The organism is Sediminicola luteus (genome assembly GCF_002514735.1).
In the GTDB taxonomy this organism is placed as follows: domain Bacteria; phylum Bacteroidota; class Bacteroidia; order Flavobacteriales; family Flavobacteriaceae; genus HQA918.
Map to the genome: position 1 here is coordinate 574,492 of NZ_NBWU01000001.1, position 14,964 is coordinate 589,455.

14 protein-coding genes are annotated in these 14,964 nt (G+C 45.2%); 6 read left to right on the top strand and 8 right to left on the bottom strand.

The window, feature by feature from the left end; translation table 11 throughout:
- Positions 1 to 49 precede the first annotated feature (49 nt).
- From B7P33_RS09210 to B7P33_RS09240, 7 genes are all read right to left on the bottom strand, one after another.
- Positions 50 to 1,369: a metal-dependent hydrolase family protein gene (locus B7P33_RS09210; protein ID WP_097441678.1), complete on the bottom strand. Its 1,320-nt coding sequence runs from the start codon at positions 1,367 to 1,369 to the stop codon at positions 50 to 52.
- A 132-nt stretch (positions 1,370 to 1,501) separates the two neighbouring features.
- Positions 1,502 to 4,141, bottom strand: a complete 2,640-nt coding sequence (locus B7P33_RS09215) for a helix-turn-helix transcriptional regulator (RefSeq protein WP_097441679.1) — start codon at positions 4,139 to 4,141, stop codon at positions 1,502 to 1,504.
- Between the two features lie 131 nt (positions 4,142 to 4,272).
- Positions 4,273 to 5,283, bottom strand: coding sequence for a DUF6588 family protein (locus tag B7P33_RS09220; RefSeq protein ID WP_141402431.1), 1,011 nt, complete (start codon positions 5,281 to 5,283; stop codon positions 4,273 to 4,275).
- Between the two features lie 202 nt (positions 5,284 to 5,485).
- Positions 5,486 to 5,716, bottom strand: coding sequence for a ferredoxin (locus B7P33_RS09225; RefSeq protein ID WP_097441681.1), 231 nt, complete (start codon positions 5,714 to 5,716; stop codon positions 5,486 to 5,488).
- On the bottom strand, positions 5,716 to 6,957 hold the full coding sequence (locus B7P33_RS09230) for a peptidase U32 family protein (protein WP_097442295.1): 1,242 nt from the start codon (positions 6,955 to 6,957) through the stop codon (positions 5,716 to 5,718). The genes B7P33_RS09225 and B7P33_RS09230 overlap by 1 nt, the downstream gene beginning before the upstream one ends.
- 187 nt (positions 6,958 to 7,144) lie before the next feature.
- A complete protein-coding gene (locus tag B7P33_RS09235; RefSeq protein ID WP_097442296.1) occupies positions 7,145 to 8,659 on the bottom strand; it encodes an arylsulfatase in 1,515 nt (504 codons plus the stop codon).
- Between the two features lie 141 nt (positions 8,660 to 8,800).
- Positions 8,801 to 9,328, bottom strand: a complete 528-nt coding sequence (locus tag B7P33_RS09240; protein ID WP_097441682.1) for an SRPBCC family protein — start codon at positions 9,326 to 9,328, stop codon at positions 8,801 to 8,803.
- 130 nt (positions 9,329 to 9,458) lie between these two features.
- On the opposite strand from B7P33_RS09240, the gene B7P33_RS09245 reads away from it, so the two are divergent.
- From B7P33_RS09245 to B7P33_RS09270, 6 genes are all read left to right on the top strand, one after another.
- Positions 9,459 to 10,034 (top strand): TetR/AcrR family transcriptional regulator, encoded by a 576-nt coding sequence (locus tag B7P33_RS09245; RefSeq protein WP_097441683.1) that lies wholly within the window; start codon positions 9,459 to 9,461, stop codon positions 10,032 to 10,034.
- Positions 10,035 to 10,096: 62 nt separating this feature from the next.
- Positions 10,097 to 10,531, top strand: coding sequence for a hypothetical protein (locus B7P33_RS09250; RefSeq protein WP_141402432.1), 435 nt, complete (start codon positions 10,097 to 10,099; stop codon positions 10,529 to 10,531).
- A 163-nt stretch (positions 10,532 to 10,694) separates the two neighbouring features.
- Complete coding sequence (locus tag B7P33_RS09255; RefSeq protein ID WP_097441685.1) at positions 10,695 to 11,534, top strand: phosphatase PAP2 family protein; 840 nt, start codon at positions 10,695 to 10,697, stop codon at positions 11,532 to 11,534.
- A gap of 118 nt (positions 11,535 to 11,652) precedes the next feature.
- Positions 11,653 to 12,174 (top strand): ferritin, encoded by a 522-nt coding sequence (locus tag B7P33_RS09260; RefSeq protein WP_097441686.1) that lies wholly within the window; start codon positions 11,653 to 11,655, stop codon positions 12,172 to 12,174.
- A 118-nt stretch (positions 12,175 to 12,292) separates the two neighbouring features.
- Positions 12,293 to 12,478, top strand: coding sequence for a hypothetical protein (locus tag B7P33_RS09265; protein ID WP_097441687.1), 186 nt, complete (start codon positions 12,293 to 12,295; stop codon positions 12,476 to 12,478).
- Positions 12,479 to 12,587: 109 nt separating this feature from the next.
- Positions 12,588 to 13,877 carry an acetyl-CoA hydrolase/transferase family protein gene (locus tag B7P33_RS09270; protein WP_097441688.1) on the top strand — a complete coding sequence of 430 codons (1,290 nt, stop codon included), beginning with the start codon at positions 12,588 to 12,590 and terminating at the stop codon, positions 13,875 to 13,877.
- Between the two features lie 38 nt (positions 13,878 to 13,915).
- On the opposite strand, the gene B7P33_RS09275 is transcribed toward B7P33_RS09270, so the two are convergent.
- On the bottom strand, positions 13,916 to 14,959 hold the full coding sequence (locus B7P33_RS09275) for an efflux RND transporter periplasmic adaptor subunit (protein WP_097441689.1): 1,044 nt from the start codon (positions 14,957 to 14,959) through the stop codon (positions 13,916 to 13,918).
- Positions 14,960 to 14,964: the final 5 nt, after the last annotated feature.

The following is a 14,964-nucleotide window of genomic DNA, read 5'->3' on the forward strand; positions in this document are numbered from 1 at the left end:
CCGACCGGGCATACCACGGCCGGATCTTTTTGAACAACTTGGTTTGGTCTTATAAAATGTTTTTGTAGACCTTGCCGTCTTTCATAATCAAGAGTAGGTTCTCTTGTGGCTTGGTCAGTATTTTAATATCTTGTAAGGGGTTGCCATTTATCAATAAAATATCGGCCATGGCACCTTCTTGGATCAGCCCGATCTTTCCATAAGGGTTTCGCGGTCCGCTCAAGGCCAATAAACGGGCCGAATTCGAAGTGGCCTGCCGTAAAATATCAATGGGCTCGAACCATTGGGTACGAAGCGCGAATTCGTTGTTGATCTCTTTTAATTTTTCGGGATCGGTTATCACATCGGTACCGAAAGCTATGTTTTGGAAATTGAGTTTCTTGGCCGCTTTGAACATTCCGTCTATACCATCGAATGCTTCATCGTGTTTGTTCTTTTGGTCGTCGGTATACCCTGCCGGATGGTAGGTGTACACCAAAACTTGGGGCGATAACCAGACATCGTGTTCCATCATTAGCCTAAAGGTTTCTTCCGATAATAGATTGCCATGTTCTATGGACCTTACCCCATTCTTGATGGCCCTTTGGGCCCCTTTGTCGTTGTAAACATGGGACATTACATAGGTACCCCAATCGGCCGCAGCCTGTACCGCAGCCTGTATTTCTTGGTCGGTATATTGGGTTACGTCCAAGGGATCGGCAAATGACCCGGTACCACCGCCGACACTTATTTTAATCTGGGAAGCACCGCGACGTAAGGCTTCACGGGTTGCCTTAAGCACTTCGGGCACCCCATCGGCCAATTGCACCATATCGTACTTCATCAAGGTACTGGGCTCATAGGAAATCATGGCCGAAACCTGTGCATCCGTCCTGTGATCGGAATGGCCAGAGGTCTGCGAAATCATCGGACCCGAGGGAAATACCCGTGGACCTTCTACGATTCCCCTGTCTATGGCTTTTTTTAGCGAAAAACTATTCCCGCTGGCATCCCGGACGGTTGTAAACCCATGCATAAGATAGGTCTTAGCCGTTTGGGTGGCCACATAGCCGAAATAAAACGGATCGGCGTTCAAGGTTTCCGGTATCGACATTTGAAACATTAAATGGGCGTGTGCATCTATAAAACCAGGGGTTAGGGTTGCACCCTGGGCATCAATAATCTTGGCTCCTTTAGGTGCCTTTAGGCCAATACCGATCTTTTTGATCAAATTGCCTTCGACCAATACACTTTGCCCCTTCTGCAAGGTTTCGCTGGTACCATCGAAAATATTCGCATTCCGTATCAATGTTACTTCTTGGGCCATGACCGAAAACGTGCCGATCGACAAGGTAAAAAGCACCAGACCCAGTACTAGTTTATTTTTCATAGCATGTTGTATTTGATTATTAATCAAAGAACAATAGCCAGTGAATACCTGGCTATTAGGACCAATTCAAAAATAGATTATGAAACAACGAGGGTCAATCCACTAAAGTTGACACTTTAGTTAAAAGTTGGGTTAATCGAGCCAACCCAATTCCTTGGCTCTTATAACGGCTTTTACCCTGTTTTTTACCCCCAGTTCCCTAAAAGTCAAATACAGGTATTTTTTTACCGACTCCGGTGAGAGGTACATAGCCTCGGCAATTTCTGAATTATTGGAGCCTTTACTTACCATTTCCAAGATCTTTCGATCCCTTTCCTTTAATCCGGTAGTTCGCCGGGAAATTTCTTTAATCGGGCTAAAAGCGTTTAGCGCCTGAACCACTTCTTTATAATGCGGTCGTTGGTCTTTGTTAGGTTTTAATCGGGCCAACAGTTGCCCGATCTTTGGTCCATATTCGGTATAGATCATAACGTCTTCCATACCTGCGGTCAATTCCAAACACTGTTGTAACACCCCTAAGGCTTTTTCATCTTCACCTGAAGACGCCCAATTTAGGGTTCGGCATAAAAGTAATTGTACGTACAACGGCCTATGTATATCAGCACTACACATGGCCCCAAGCTTTTCGAACCATTCGAAATACGCTTCAATATGCCTGGGATCTGAAGATGGGGCCCACAATTTTAGCATGGTAATCTGCGGAAAATAGTGCCTTAACATACGAATCTCGACGGGTGGTTCCTGGGGGTTTTCGGCATATAAACGCCATGCTGTTTCCCAATCCCCTTTTTGGATCATGATCTCCATCTTCAAATACCCATTCAATCGATAGAGCATTTCCACATTACGGAGACCAACAAAATCGTCCAATTCGGCCCTAGTGGACGCCAACTTGGTGTATTCATGGTTCTTTAAATGGTACAACATCTTATAAAACCAGATATACATGAACCAATTCGGACGAAGCTTATCCCGCAAAGGCCACAGCTGATCGAATTTAGCCGAAAGGCCCTGATGGTCGTTGCGTTTATAGGCCGTAACTATATCGAAATAATGGAAGTGCCCCAAACCTTCAAAAAAGGTGTTTTGGGCACACAAGACCCGTAAACGGGGTAAAACGGCATTGATCCCTGGCCCATGGCCCGTTACCATATACAAAAGTATTTTGCCCACTAATAGCCTGATCCTGCTATAATGCTGTGCATCCGATAAGGCATCCAAAGCCGTATTTATCAGCACGACACCCTCTTGAAACTTATTTTGCAGGGCCAAGGTCTGGGCCTTGAAAATTATGGCATAGGTATATAGGGCCTCATTTTTTGGAGGTATCAAGGGCAATCCTGAATTGAAACTCTGTTCCGATTTGGAATAGGCCCTATCGTATATATAAATCAAACCTTTGAAAACCAAATAAGCGGCGACACTGGCTACCGGACCATTTTCGGGGTAACGGGCCCTTTCAAAATCGATCAGTATCTTTCGCCAAGGGCCAATTTTGCCCTGATATTGGTAAAGATTGGCCCTAATCATCATCAATATGGGGTGCTGCCCTGTCCAAGACCATGGTAATCGATCCATAAGTTTGCCCAAGCGTACATATTGATCGGTACAGCTTAAACGTTCGGCAACTTCTTCCATCAAAGCGGTTGTAAAATCGATTTCGGAAAGTTGTAGGCTTTGATCAATGGCTTCTTCGTAATACCCATGGATCGATAACCATTGGCAACCCACCCTAAGTATCCTTTTCCTTTTACTGCCCTCGACAACCGTATCCATTTCCGATAATATGGCCTTTTGAAAACCATGGTGCAAACGAAACCAATGGCCATCAGCGTCCAAGGCCATGATAAAAAAACTGCCCTGAAGCATACGGTTAAAAACGGCTACATAGTCGGCCTTTTGTTCAGCGCCTTGCCCGATATACTGAATCATCGGAATACTAAAACGCTCAAAAACGGCACCGATCAAAAGTATTTCCACTATTTGCATAGGCTGGTTACGAATGAATCGAGAGACCAGATAACCATCCAATGATGCGTCAATACCCCTCAAGCCTTCTGTAGTATGTTGCCGTAGGCGCAACCAATGGGCAAAGCCCATGATCCACCCTTCGGTATGGTCAAGACATTTTTGAAGATCTTCATTAGACAAACTTCGATCAAAACACCGTATGGCCATCCGACCCATCTCAGCTTCATCTAGGTTAAGGTCTTGGGCTTGTATGAGATTGACCAAACCATGGCGCGCCATACCATACTCGTTTAAAAAAGTGCGATCATGACTGATTAGATAAGGTAGTATCCGGGTCTCGGTCTGATCCCACCAAATACGTACAAATTCCAAAACCATGGCATCCGATACCAAATGAAAATCATCGAGCACGAGAATATGGGGCGTTTGCAATAACAGGATTTCCTCCAAGAAGGCATTGACCAAGGTATTTTGATGTATACTGACCGGACTATCCAAAAGGGCTTCCGTCTTAGGGAACAGTACACCTGGGGCCCCTCTTTGCAGGCCATGTACCAAATAGCGTAAAAACACACCTATATCATTCATTTCCTTTGCACAGGAAATCCAGGTAAAGGGCCTCGTATTCACTTGCAGCCAATGGCCAACCAATGTGGTTTTACCATAACCGGTACCGGCCCAAACAAGTGTTAAGGGGTCATCAAGACCTTTTTCCAACTGAACATACAAATCTTGGCGTTCAAAATATCGGAAATGGCCCACAGGAATTCGAAACCTGGTAAGCAGTAATTGATTGTGCATTATGGTTTGGTTGTTGCCTAAGGCATCACTAAAGATAGCAATTGCCTTTTGAAATAAAGCTTAGGCTCCAATCAAACTATATTAACATACAAACACTATACAGGAAGCCTTTACTACTGCCGGAAAAAGCCTTATTTCCCCTTTAAAATGGTATACCCCAAACCTAAAGACAGATTGTTATAGCCCTGAAAGGTATAGTCGAGGTTCAGGTGAAAACGGCCCCAATCGGCCTTGGCCCCTATATTGGCACGTATTCCGTCGATACTATCCTCTACATCGAAAGGATCGTTGAACTCTACGGTTCGTAAAGGGGTCACGATATCGTATTCTCCTTTTACAGCATAAACCGATTCGCCGGTTACATAACCCACGCCGCCATAGACATTATAGGTCGGGAATTTGGTGGAACCAATAAGCTCGAACATCCAGGTATCCAAGGCCACATCGATCAATTGATCTTCGCCGGTAAACACCCCGTTGGTCTCAAATTCATATTCAGCACTAAGACGGGTATAGGCCACCATACCCGACACGGCCACAGGCCAGTTGTTCATAAAACCTATGGTCTCACTCAATTCGTGTTTTAAACCGAATCCTAAAATACCAATTGAGGCATCGTCTATATGCAGTTTTGGAAAATAACGGAAAACGAATTCGGAATTGGCCGGCAATCCCACCCCGGCCTGTAAAAATGCCGAAGGTAATAGGTTGGTACTAATCAGTCCTAATCCCGTTGGCGCATCGAATTCAAAAGATTGGCCGTCTAAAAGGGCTGCCAACCGAACCCGTGAATTGGAACTGCCTAAAATAGTCGGGATTTTTATAACATTGCCACCACCCACAACACTCAAATTCTCAAAACGACTGATATCGATCTCTTGTTCCAATTTGTCTTTAGGCACAAAGGAACCATTGGTTATCAGGGACACATCGATCTCCCAGGTTTTTTTGACCCGGGCATCGTTATACCAACCTCCGGTCAGGGCAAATAACAAACCTTCGGAGACCGGTTCCAGATAAGATGCGGTCAAATCTTCGGCCTGTTCGGCACCCAATAGTAAATAGTATCGTAGATTGGAATCTTGTGCGTAGGTACTAAAGGCAAAGACTCCCATACATAGGAAACTGACAATCTTTTTCATGTGTAAACCCATTTGGTAAGAATCAACAGGAAAACCTGCGTAAAAACACTTACAAATGTACATAAAAACAAAGCGTCCTTTTCTGCCATTTGTCATAAAACGATTCCCGTGCAAAAATTGACCGTATCCGCCTCAATGGCTTATCGGCTTCTCTTTGAATCCTGGAAGCGACCTCCCCTATTAAAAAAGGGCAAGGTTAAAATTATAATTGCTTGGTCGAGATAATCTTGACCGGACAAGCTTTTTCGGCGGCTTCACAAGGCTCATAAATACTATCGTCAGGCGATTTTAAAGTAAAAAAACCCTTTTTCTCTTGAGAATGCAATAGCACCGATTTCCCATCTTTTTTGGACATCTGGAACTGCCCGGGGGCTAACTCTACGCAATAATTACAGCCGATACACTTTTTGCGCTGTAGGGTTACGACCACCATTAGGTCTTTACGATTTTATAGAGTTTGTCTGAGGGCCTGATCCTGAATTTTAACGGAATTGTACAACTATCGCCTTTGCTGGCAGTAGTCTTCTTTTCGTCGTTGACCAACATTTCGGTTAGCTCGAACTCTTCTACACCCGTAGTAGGACCGGTAATCAAAACCGTATCGCCAATACTTAGGTCGTAGGCCTCAATTTTAAACTCCCCTATACTGGCTTTTGGGAAAAAGTGCTGTCCTTTACCCAAGTATACCTTTTTTTGTGTAGCCTTAGAACCATCGACATCACTCCACGACCCCATTTTTTGACCTAGATAATACCCACTCCAGAAACCACGATTGTAGACCTTTTTCAATTCGGTCATCCACCCCTCAACCCGCTCAGGGGTAAAATTCCCTTCGTAATACGCATCGATGGCCTCGCGATAGGTGGCGATAACCTTGGCCACATATTCGGGGGCCCTGCCCCTACCTTCTATCTTAAGTACCTTAATACCCGTATCTATAACCTGATCTAAGAAGTCGAGGGTGCAAAGATCTTCGGGAGACATAATGTATTCATTGTCCAGCTCCATGGTATTGCCGGTATCTTGATCGATAACCGTATATTTTTTACGGCAGTTTTGTTTACAAGCCCCCCTATTGGCCGATGAGTTGTGGGCATGCAGACTCATATAACATTTACCGGAAACCGCCATACACAAGGCGCCGTGTCCGAAAATCTCGACCTCGACCAAATTACCCGAAGGACCACGTACGTCTTCCTTCTCGATCTGCTCACATATTTTCTTAACCTGACGCAAACTTAATTCCCTGCTCATTACCATGGTATCGGCAAAGAGGGCATAGAATTTAACGGTCTCAATATTGGTGATATTGATCTGGGTAGAGATATGCACCTCTACATCAATTTGCCGGGCATAGGCAATAACGGCCTGATCCATGGCAATAACCGCGGTAATTCCGGCCGCCTTGGCCGCATCGAGCAAGGTCTTTATGATCGAAAGATCATGGTCGTATATAATGGTGTTCAAGGTAAGGTACGAGCGTACCCCATGCGCTTCGCAACGTTTAACGATCTCGGGCAGGTCGTCCAACGTAAAGTTGATACTTGCCCGGGCCCGCATATTCAATTGCTCTACCCCAAAATATACCGAATCGGCCCCGTTGACCAAAGCGGCCTGAAGCGATTCGAAATTGCCCGCAGGGGCCATTAATTCTATCTTTCCCGTTGGTGTCATAACAATTACCCTTCTCTTTTTACCGTTTACCAAACTAAATTTCCGAGCCATCTCCGCTAATTAAGGCGGCCCGGCGCATGCAAAATACCAGCGGGCAAAATTACGAAAAGTTCCTTGAATTCTCGATTACAGCAGATAAGCCAGATCATTAGACCCCAAACCCAGCGGCCGAATCCTCACAAAATCCTTATTCCATACTGTCGCCCAGGGCTTTCATACGAAATTTGGGATTGGGGGCCTGGGTATGTTCCTGTTGCATAAACCGCTCTATTTGGGCCACGATTTCCGGGTGGTTTTGCGATACATCGTGCTGTTCTAAAATATCTTCTTCCAAATCGTAGAGTTCGGTTCTTAGCACGCCTTCCTGGATTTTTTGACGCACCGCCTTCCACTTGCCCATCCGAACGGCTTGCTGGCCTTTATAACCCGTAAACTCCCAATACAGAAAATCGTGCTGGGCTTGTTTTTCGCCCAAAAGGGTTGGCAATAAACTTACGCCATCGGTGTCTTGGGGCACTTGGGTTTGGGCCAGTTCGCAGAAAGTGGGCATCATATCGTAAAACACGGAAACATGGTCCGAGGTACTGCCGTTTTCCACCTTACCCGGCCAACTTACGATCAAGGGTACCCGCAATCCGCCTTCATAGACCGAGCCTTTGGTGCGACCCCGCCCATTGGTAAAGGGTTTTGAACTTTCGAAATACTCGTAATCGACCCCGCCGGTATAGGTAGGCCCGTTATCGCTGGTTACGAAAATGATGGTATTTTCATAAGCCCCGGTTTCTTTTAAGACACGAATCAAATCGCCCAGTTGCCAATCGAGATACGATATCATGGCCGCATAGGTAGCCCTTGGGGTCTGGTTCGGAAAATAGGATTTACCCAAATAGGGGCCCGTTTCCGGGATTTTATCTTGATAGCCTGCCACCCAACTTTCAGGAGCCTGTAAGGGCACATGGGGCAAAGGTGAGGCATAGTACATAAAGAAGGGTTTGTCCCGTTTTCTTTTTAGATAAGACACGGCTTTATCATGTATTAAAGTCGGGGCATAATCGGGTTGGGTAAAGCGGGCATAGCTTGCCGACAGATTAGGATCTGCCCCTTTATCCAAACCGGTATGGGGCTGCACCAAAGCATTGTTCAACGCCACCTTGTCTTCGTTTTCCCAAAGGTGTAATGGGTATAGATTATGCGCCTGGCGTTGGCAGTTGTAACCGTAAAAATAATCGAAGCCCATGCGCGTAGGTACGCTATGGGTAGTTGGCCCACCCAAGCCCCATTTACCAAAAATAGAGGTGTCGTACCCGGCTTTTTGCAACAGTTTGGCCACGGTAACCGTGCTTTGGGGCATTGGGCGCTGCCCTTCCAATTTGGGGTCTTTTGATACTGCAGCAAAATCCCATACCTCGCCACGTTCGCGCCATTCGTCATTCGATCGTACATAGGCATTGCCCGCATGCTTGCCGGTCAAGAACATACAGCGGGCCGGGGCACAGACCGGGGCGGCCGAATAGTGTTGGGTAAACAACATACCCTCGGCGGCCAAAGCATCCATGTTCGGGGTCTGGATCTTTTCTTGACCATATACCCCAATCTCCCCATAGCCGAGGTCATCGGCCAAAAAATAGATAATGTTCGGTCTTTGCTGTGGGTTTAGCTGTCCCAAAAGCAAACAAGGCAATAGTAATAACAAAATTCTCATAGCATATGCTTTTCTGCCCATAATATAATCAAAGTCGCTAGGGGGTAAAAAACGATACGCCATATTTCTTTTTAGCGTAGCTAGAAAACTTAAAAACCCGGCCAAAAATGACCAGGTTTTTTAATCTTAAAAGCATTTTCCCTATTCCAATTCGTTCTTTAAATTTTGGAGCCCTTCGTTCAATTGATCCCCTAAATCGGCTTCCATACTAGTAAATAGCAACATTAAATTCATCGGAAATGGCATTTTTCCCTGAAAGCCCCAGCTAACCGTAGTTTCACTTCCCGCACCAGCAAATACCATATAGGCTGGAGAGGTTGATTCATAAGGTTTTAGAAAGCGGAGTTCGTAGTCGATACGTTCCCCGTCTTTAATGGCGGTTATCTCTTGTTCGCCATGGCCAACATCTGGGTGTTCGCTCTCCCAAGCCGAAATAAAACCAACGGTTCCATCGGTACCGGTATAACTCTTTTTGGTATTGGGGTCCTTAGCCTGCCAAACGGCATAATTATCTTGGTTTTTCAGCATTTTCACATAATCAAAAACCTCTTGTTTGGGTTTGTTGATGACCACCGTACGTTCTACGGAAAACTCTTTTTTGGCTATGATTCCGGTAAGTAGTACCGCAGCAATCAAAACCCCCACTACGATTAGAATTTTTTTAAGCATGTTCTAGAATGTTTCTGTGTTGATGTCGTTTGAATATACGATAATTTAAAGACTTGGACCACCATTGCCCCATCCGGAAAGGGAATACTCCCTATTTTTGTGTACTTTTGCTATTAGACCAATCAGTCTAATGAATAAAAAATACAATAGGGAAGATATTCTGGTGGCCGGTATCCAATTGATCCGGGAGCGCGGCTATGCCAATACCGGCATACAGGATATTCTGAGTTATTGCGGTATTCCAAAAGGTTCATTTTATAACTTTTTCGCAAGTAAGGAAGCCTTCGCCTTAGAGGCCATCGACTTTTTTAAAGATAAAATGGGACATATTTTGGCCGATATAGATGCCGAGGCATTGACACCACCCGAAAAAATCAAAAAATTTGCATTAACCGCCAATACCCTCTATTGTTCCAGCGGACGCAAAAACAGTTTTTTATTGTCGCTAGCCAATGAAGTCTCGGAAGATAACCCGGCTTTCTCCGCTCCCATTTCCGATTGTTTTGAAGGTTTTAAAGGATTTCTACAAAAATGGATCCGGGAAGGACAAGAACAAGGCTATCTTATCAGTGCCCTCCCCGATAAGGAAATGGCTTCCTTATTATTGGACAGCTATCACGGGGCAGTTATCCGTATGCGCTACGAACTTAAACCCGATGCCATAGTAGCCTATTGTGAAAAAACATTACAGACATTCACCACCTAAAAAAATTTACCCTCTATATAAGTAAACTGGTCTAATTGAAATTGAAACTAAATCCTATTATTATGAAAATCGTAAGTATATCCGCATTGTTCTTTTTGTTCTTTGCCCTCCCTCTACAGGCACAACAAGGCAAATTGTTGTTGAACAAAATAACCGTGAGTAACGAAACCCCTGCTGTTAAAACCAGCCTCATGTTATATGCCAACGGTAGCTACACCCTTCAGGAGACCCAAGGTGATTCCGAAACCAAAAACGAATCGGGGCAATTGAATGCCGACCAACTGAAATCCCTTAAAAAGACGGTTAAAAAGGCTGGGGTAATCCGTTTGCAAAAGAAGTATCAGTGCGCCGCTGCCGACGGGGCCAAAGTGCTGTATTCTTTCTATACCTCTAGTGTCGCCAAAAAAATACAGTATCAAGAAGGTTGCCCTTTGCCCCAAGGCCTTGATAACATAAATGCGGCCTTAGATGGTGCATTTTCAACCGAAATCCAATAGGCTTGGCCCACTCACGGCAAAGGTGTTTTTAGGTATTTGTAAGTTTTAGTCAATATTGCCTACTATTTCAATAGGTTAGATGGGTCTCGCCCATTTAGTCTGCTATTGCTATTTTTGCAATCTAGGGGCTCATTACCCCTGTGCCATAAATATCCCGATACCTATGCCTAGAATTTTCATGGGCCTTTTGTGCCTTGTTTTGGTTGTCCCTTCTTTAACCGCCCAAGATCTGGGCTTGGCCCAACGGGGTTCTACCTGGAAGAACTTTACCTACGATATGGGTAACGTATTTGGCGGAATGGGCTATGCCTATAGCCGCCCTTTTCATTGGGAGGGAAAACAATGGTTACAAGTTGGGGGTGTGGCCGCCGGTGCAGGGTTGTTGTATATCTATGATGAAGAGGTATCGGAATATTTGGTAGATCATCAAGACGATATTCCCGAGATAATCAGGGATTACGGTTGGTACTATGGTAGCCCCCAAAACAATTATATGCTGACCGGGGCGGTATATTTAACCGGACTTTTCACCAAAAATGAAAAACTGCGGCGTACCGGGGTGCTCTTGATCTCCTCTGCATCGGCAGCCGGACTGTTACAACAGGTGAGTAAACGGGTTTTTGGGAGGGCCAGACCCCGTTCGGGCTACGGTAAAGAGGTGTTCCATCCGTTTTCTAACGACAAAGATTTTCATTCCTTTCCCTCGGGTCATGCCATCCTAGCGTTTACCAATGCCTATGCCATTGCCAAACAATTTAAAAATCCGTGGGTTAAAAGTGGTATTTATGTACTGGGACTGGTCCCTGGGGTCTCGCGTATTTGGGAAGGCGCCCATTGGCTTACCGATGTGGCCGTAAGTGTGGCCATTAGTATCGCTACGGTAGAGGCCATTGATAAATACCTCGACCGTAAATACGAACAGAAGTACAATACAGGTACCAAAAAAGTGGCTTGGGACCTTAATATGGGTCTCGGCACCATTGGGGTGGTCGCCCGGTTCTGACCTTGGCTTTGTCCAGGAATTTCAATTAGACCCCAAAGGAGGGTTTTTCCTTGTTTCCACTATAATACCTTTGACATCTGACAATATTCGTAACTTTAGCCTTTAAAATTCCATCTACATGTTATCGAAAAAACTAGAAGCTGCCTTGAACAAGCAGATTAAAATAGAAGCCGATTCCTCTCAAGTTTATTTGGCCATGGCGTCGTGGTCAGAAGTGCAAGGTCTTGAAGGTATTTCCGGATTTATGTATGCCCACTCTGATGAAGAACGTATGCATATGCTAAAACTGGTCAAATTCGTAAACGAAAGGGGCGGTCATGCCGAAGTACCGGCTTTGGAGGCACCAAAAAAGGAATTTGGCTCGTTTCAAAAAATGTTCCAAGAGCTTTTTGAGCATGAATTGTTCGTATCGAACAGTATCAACGAACTCGTACACATTACCCTGGAAGAACGGGATTATGCTACCCACAACTTTTTGCAATGGTATGTAGCCGAACAGATTGAAGAAGAAGCCTTGGCCCGTACCATTCTAGATAAAATCAATCTGATTGGGGAAGACAAAGGAGGCCTATACCTCTTTGATCGCGATGTACAGCTCATTACGGCCGATAGTGCCGCAGGGCCGGAGCCAGGGGCCTAAACCACTTAAAGAATCATAAAAGCCGAGTGTAAACATTCGGCTTTTTTTCTATCTAAACGTTAAAGTTTTATTTAGATTTAGTAAAAACAATATATTTGCCCCTGTATTTCAAACCGATATGGGGAAAGTTTTAAAATCTTCGGGTAAACAACGAATGAAGGCGGTTGAGCGGGGCGATAAAAAAGCGTTGAAGCAATTGATTCCAGATAAAACCAAATCGAAATGCTGCAAAAAATTTAAAAAGGGAGAACACAAACGCTGTGGAAAATGTCCTTGTTTCGATTTGCTTAAAAAAGTTGCTTAATCCCACTAAAAACAACCTAATTCCCCTAAAAGTGACATCTGTCATGTTTTGCACTGCATACCCCTTATAACTTTGCGGGCGCAAATGTAACCCAACAAAATCCTAGAAGATGTCAGCATCCGAACTTAAAATAGTCAGTAAGGAAGAAGCCGTATCCATTGTAAAATCTGGAGACCGTTTGTTCTTCCAAGGGGCCGCTATGACCCCTACTACCCTAATCAATGCCCTTTGTGATCGCCACCACGAACTTAACGATGTTGAGATCGTGCAAATGCATACCGAGGGTGAGGCCAAATACATGCAAGAACCGTGTAACAATGCCTTTAAACTCAGCGCCTTTTTCGTAGGTAAGAACGTACGCGATGGGGTAAACAACCGCAACGGTAGCTATATCCCTATTTTTCTTTCGGAGATCCATTGGTTGTTCCGCCGCGGATTAATGCCCTTGGATGTGGCCTTTATACAGGTTTCACCACCGGACAAACATGGTTTTTGCTCGCTTGGGGTATCGGTAGATGTTACCCTTCCGGCCATTCAAACCGCTAAAAAAGTAATTGCACAGGTTAACCCGCAAGTGCCCCGTACCCATGGCGATGGTATTATCCATGTCAGCAGTATCGATATGGCCGTCGAGATCGACGAACCCATTTTCCAGGCCCATTTGGGTGCCCCTACCGACAACGATCTTAAAATTGGTAACTATATCTCAGACCTTATAGACGATGGCTCTACCTTGCAAATGGGAATCGGAAACATTCCCAATGTGGTTTTGAATAACCTAGGTAACCATAAAAACCTGGGAATACATACCGAAATGTTCTCCGATGGGGTATTGCCTTTGGTTAAGAACGGGGTAATCAACGGTTCTAAAAAATTAATCGAAAACGGAAAAATGGTCACCTGTTTTGCCGTAGGATCTCAAGAACTCTATGATTTTATAGACGATAACCCGCAGGTAACCTTTAAAGAGGCGGCCTATACCAACGATACGGCCATTATTCGGCAGAATCCCAAGGTGGTGGCCATAAACTCGGCCATAGAGATCGACCTAACCGGACAAGTTTGTGCCGATACCATTGGTACCTACCATTACTCGGGTGTTGGGGGTCAAATGGACTTTATTCGAGGGGCCTCTTTATCTGAAGGAGGTAAGGCTATTTTTGGCCTGCCCAGTATTACCGCAAAAGGCCATAGTAAAATCGTACCTACCTTGAAAGGCGGTGCCGGCGTAACCACTACCCGTGCCCACGTACATTATGTTGTGACCGAGAACGGAGTGGTGAACCTCTTTGGGAAAAGCCTTAAGGAACGGGCCAAACTTATGATATCCATCGCACACCCTAGCCAGCAAGAGGCCCTAGCCGCAGCGGCCTTTGAACGCTTTGGGTATGTAGAATAATCCTTTCGGAAACCTAGCCTTTGGGCGCCGGTTCCCTGCTATTGAAAAACGCTTCCGTGCTCGAACTCGGAGGCGTTTTTTATTTCTACATAGCCCTGTTGTTTTTGTCCGATCGTTACCGCTTTCTTTCCACCTTTTTTCATACGCACCCAAAACCCTCCATCTGCTTCCGTTAAAACGCTTTTGGGTAAGGCCGGGGCTTGATAGGCATCCGTTATAATTTCAGCCTCAACGAACATGCCCGGTAAAAAGGGTTGGTCTTCATCATCCAAATGGGCATGTATGGCAATGGTCCTATCCGCATTCACCGTAGTACCGATCAAATATACCTCGGCTTCATATCGTTGCTCTCCGGTTTCAGGAATGCTGAAACTAATGCGCTGGCCTTTTTTGACCTTTAAAATATCCTTTTCAAACACCCGCAGCTCCAAATGGATATGATCCGGGTTCACGATCTCGAAAATCTCGGTGGCCGCCGACACGTACATGCCCTTGGCCACGTTCACTTGGGTGATGCTTCCTGCCAGCGGGGCATAAACCGAAGCCACCGTGCTCAACTCGCCTTGTTTTACTTTTTCCACACTGATATTGAGCAGTTCTAATTGCTTGGACAATCCGTTGAGGGTCGCTTGGGCGGTTTTATAGTCACTGGCCGACTTTAGGTACTGTTTTTTAGAGCTAATGCCCTCTTCGAACAGGGTTTTATGGCGTTCTTGCTCGGCCTCCAAATACGGAATTTGACCCCATACCTCCAGATAAGATTGCTGTAGGCTTACGAATTCCGGGTTCTTAAGGGTAACCATTAACTGGCCTTTTTTTACCTGATCACCCACCAACAACGGACTGAATTCTATATAACCACCTGCCATGGCCGTTACCAAAGCCTTGTTGGCCGGGGGCACATCTATGGTACCCGAGGTAGGGATACGTTCCTGGAATTCCATTTCGGTAAAAGACACCTCTTCGGTAAGGGGGCTTTGTATCGGGGTTTCTTCGGTTGCTTCCTGTTTGATGGTTTGTTTACACCCCCCGGCCATAACAACCATACCTAGCACCAGTATATTATAGATTTTATTTTTCATGTTTT

Coding starts and splice junctions, on each gene's coding strand:
- B7P33_RS09210 (WP_097441678.1), bottom strand. CDS start 1,369: ATGAAAAATAAACTAGTACTGGGTCTGGTGCTTTTTACCTTGTCGATC.
- B7P33_RS09215 (WP_097441679.1), bottom strand. CDS start 4,141: ATGCACAATCAATTACTGCTTACCAGGTTTCGAATTCCTGTGGGCCAT.
- B7P33_RS09220 (WP_141402431.1), bottom strand. CDS start 5,283: ATGAAAAAGATTGTCAGTTTCCTATGTATGGGAGTCTTTGCCTTTAGT.
- B7P33_RS09225 (WP_097441681.1), bottom strand. CDS start 5,716: ATGGTGGTCGTAACCCTACAGCGCAAAAAGTGTATCGGCTGTAATTAT.
- B7P33_RS09230 (WP_097442295.1), bottom strand. CDS start 6,957: ATGACACCAACGGGAAAGATAGAATTAATGGCCCCTGCGGGCAATTTC.
- B7P33_RS09235 (WP_097442296.1), bottom strand. CDS start 8,659: ATGAGAATTTTGTTATTACTATTGCCTTGTTTGCTTTTGGGACAGCTA.
- B7P33_RS09240 (WP_097441682.1), bottom strand. CDS start 9,328: ATGCTTAAAAAAATTCTAATCGTAGTGGGGGTTTTGATTGCTGCGGTA.
- B7P33_RS09245 (WP_097441683.1), top strand. CDS start 9,459: ATGAATAAAAAATACAATAGGGAAGATATTCTGGTGGCCGGTATCCAA.
- B7P33_RS09250 (WP_141402432.1), top strand. CDS start 10,097: ATGAAAATCGTAAGTATATCCGCATTGTTCTTTTTGTTCTTTGCCCTC.
- B7P33_RS09255 (WP_097441685.1), top strand. CDS start 10,695: ATGCCTAGAATTTTCATGGGCCTTTTGTGCCTTGTTTTGGTTGTCCCT.
- B7P33_RS09260 (WP_097441686.1), top strand. CDS start 11,653: ATGTTATCGAAAAAACTAGAAGCTGCCTTGAACAAGCAGATTAAAATA.
- B7P33_RS09265 (WP_097441687.1), top strand. CDS start 12,293: ATGGGGAAAGTTTTAAAATCTTCGGGTAAACAACGAATGAAGGCGGTT.
- B7P33_RS09270 (WP_097441688.1), top strand. CDS start 12,588: ATGTCAGCATCCGAACTTAAAATAGTCAGTAAGGAAGAAGCCGTATCC.
- B7P33_RS09275 (WP_097441689.1), bottom strand. CDS start 14,959: ATGAAAAATAAAATCTATAATATACTGGTGCTAGGTATGGTTGTTATG.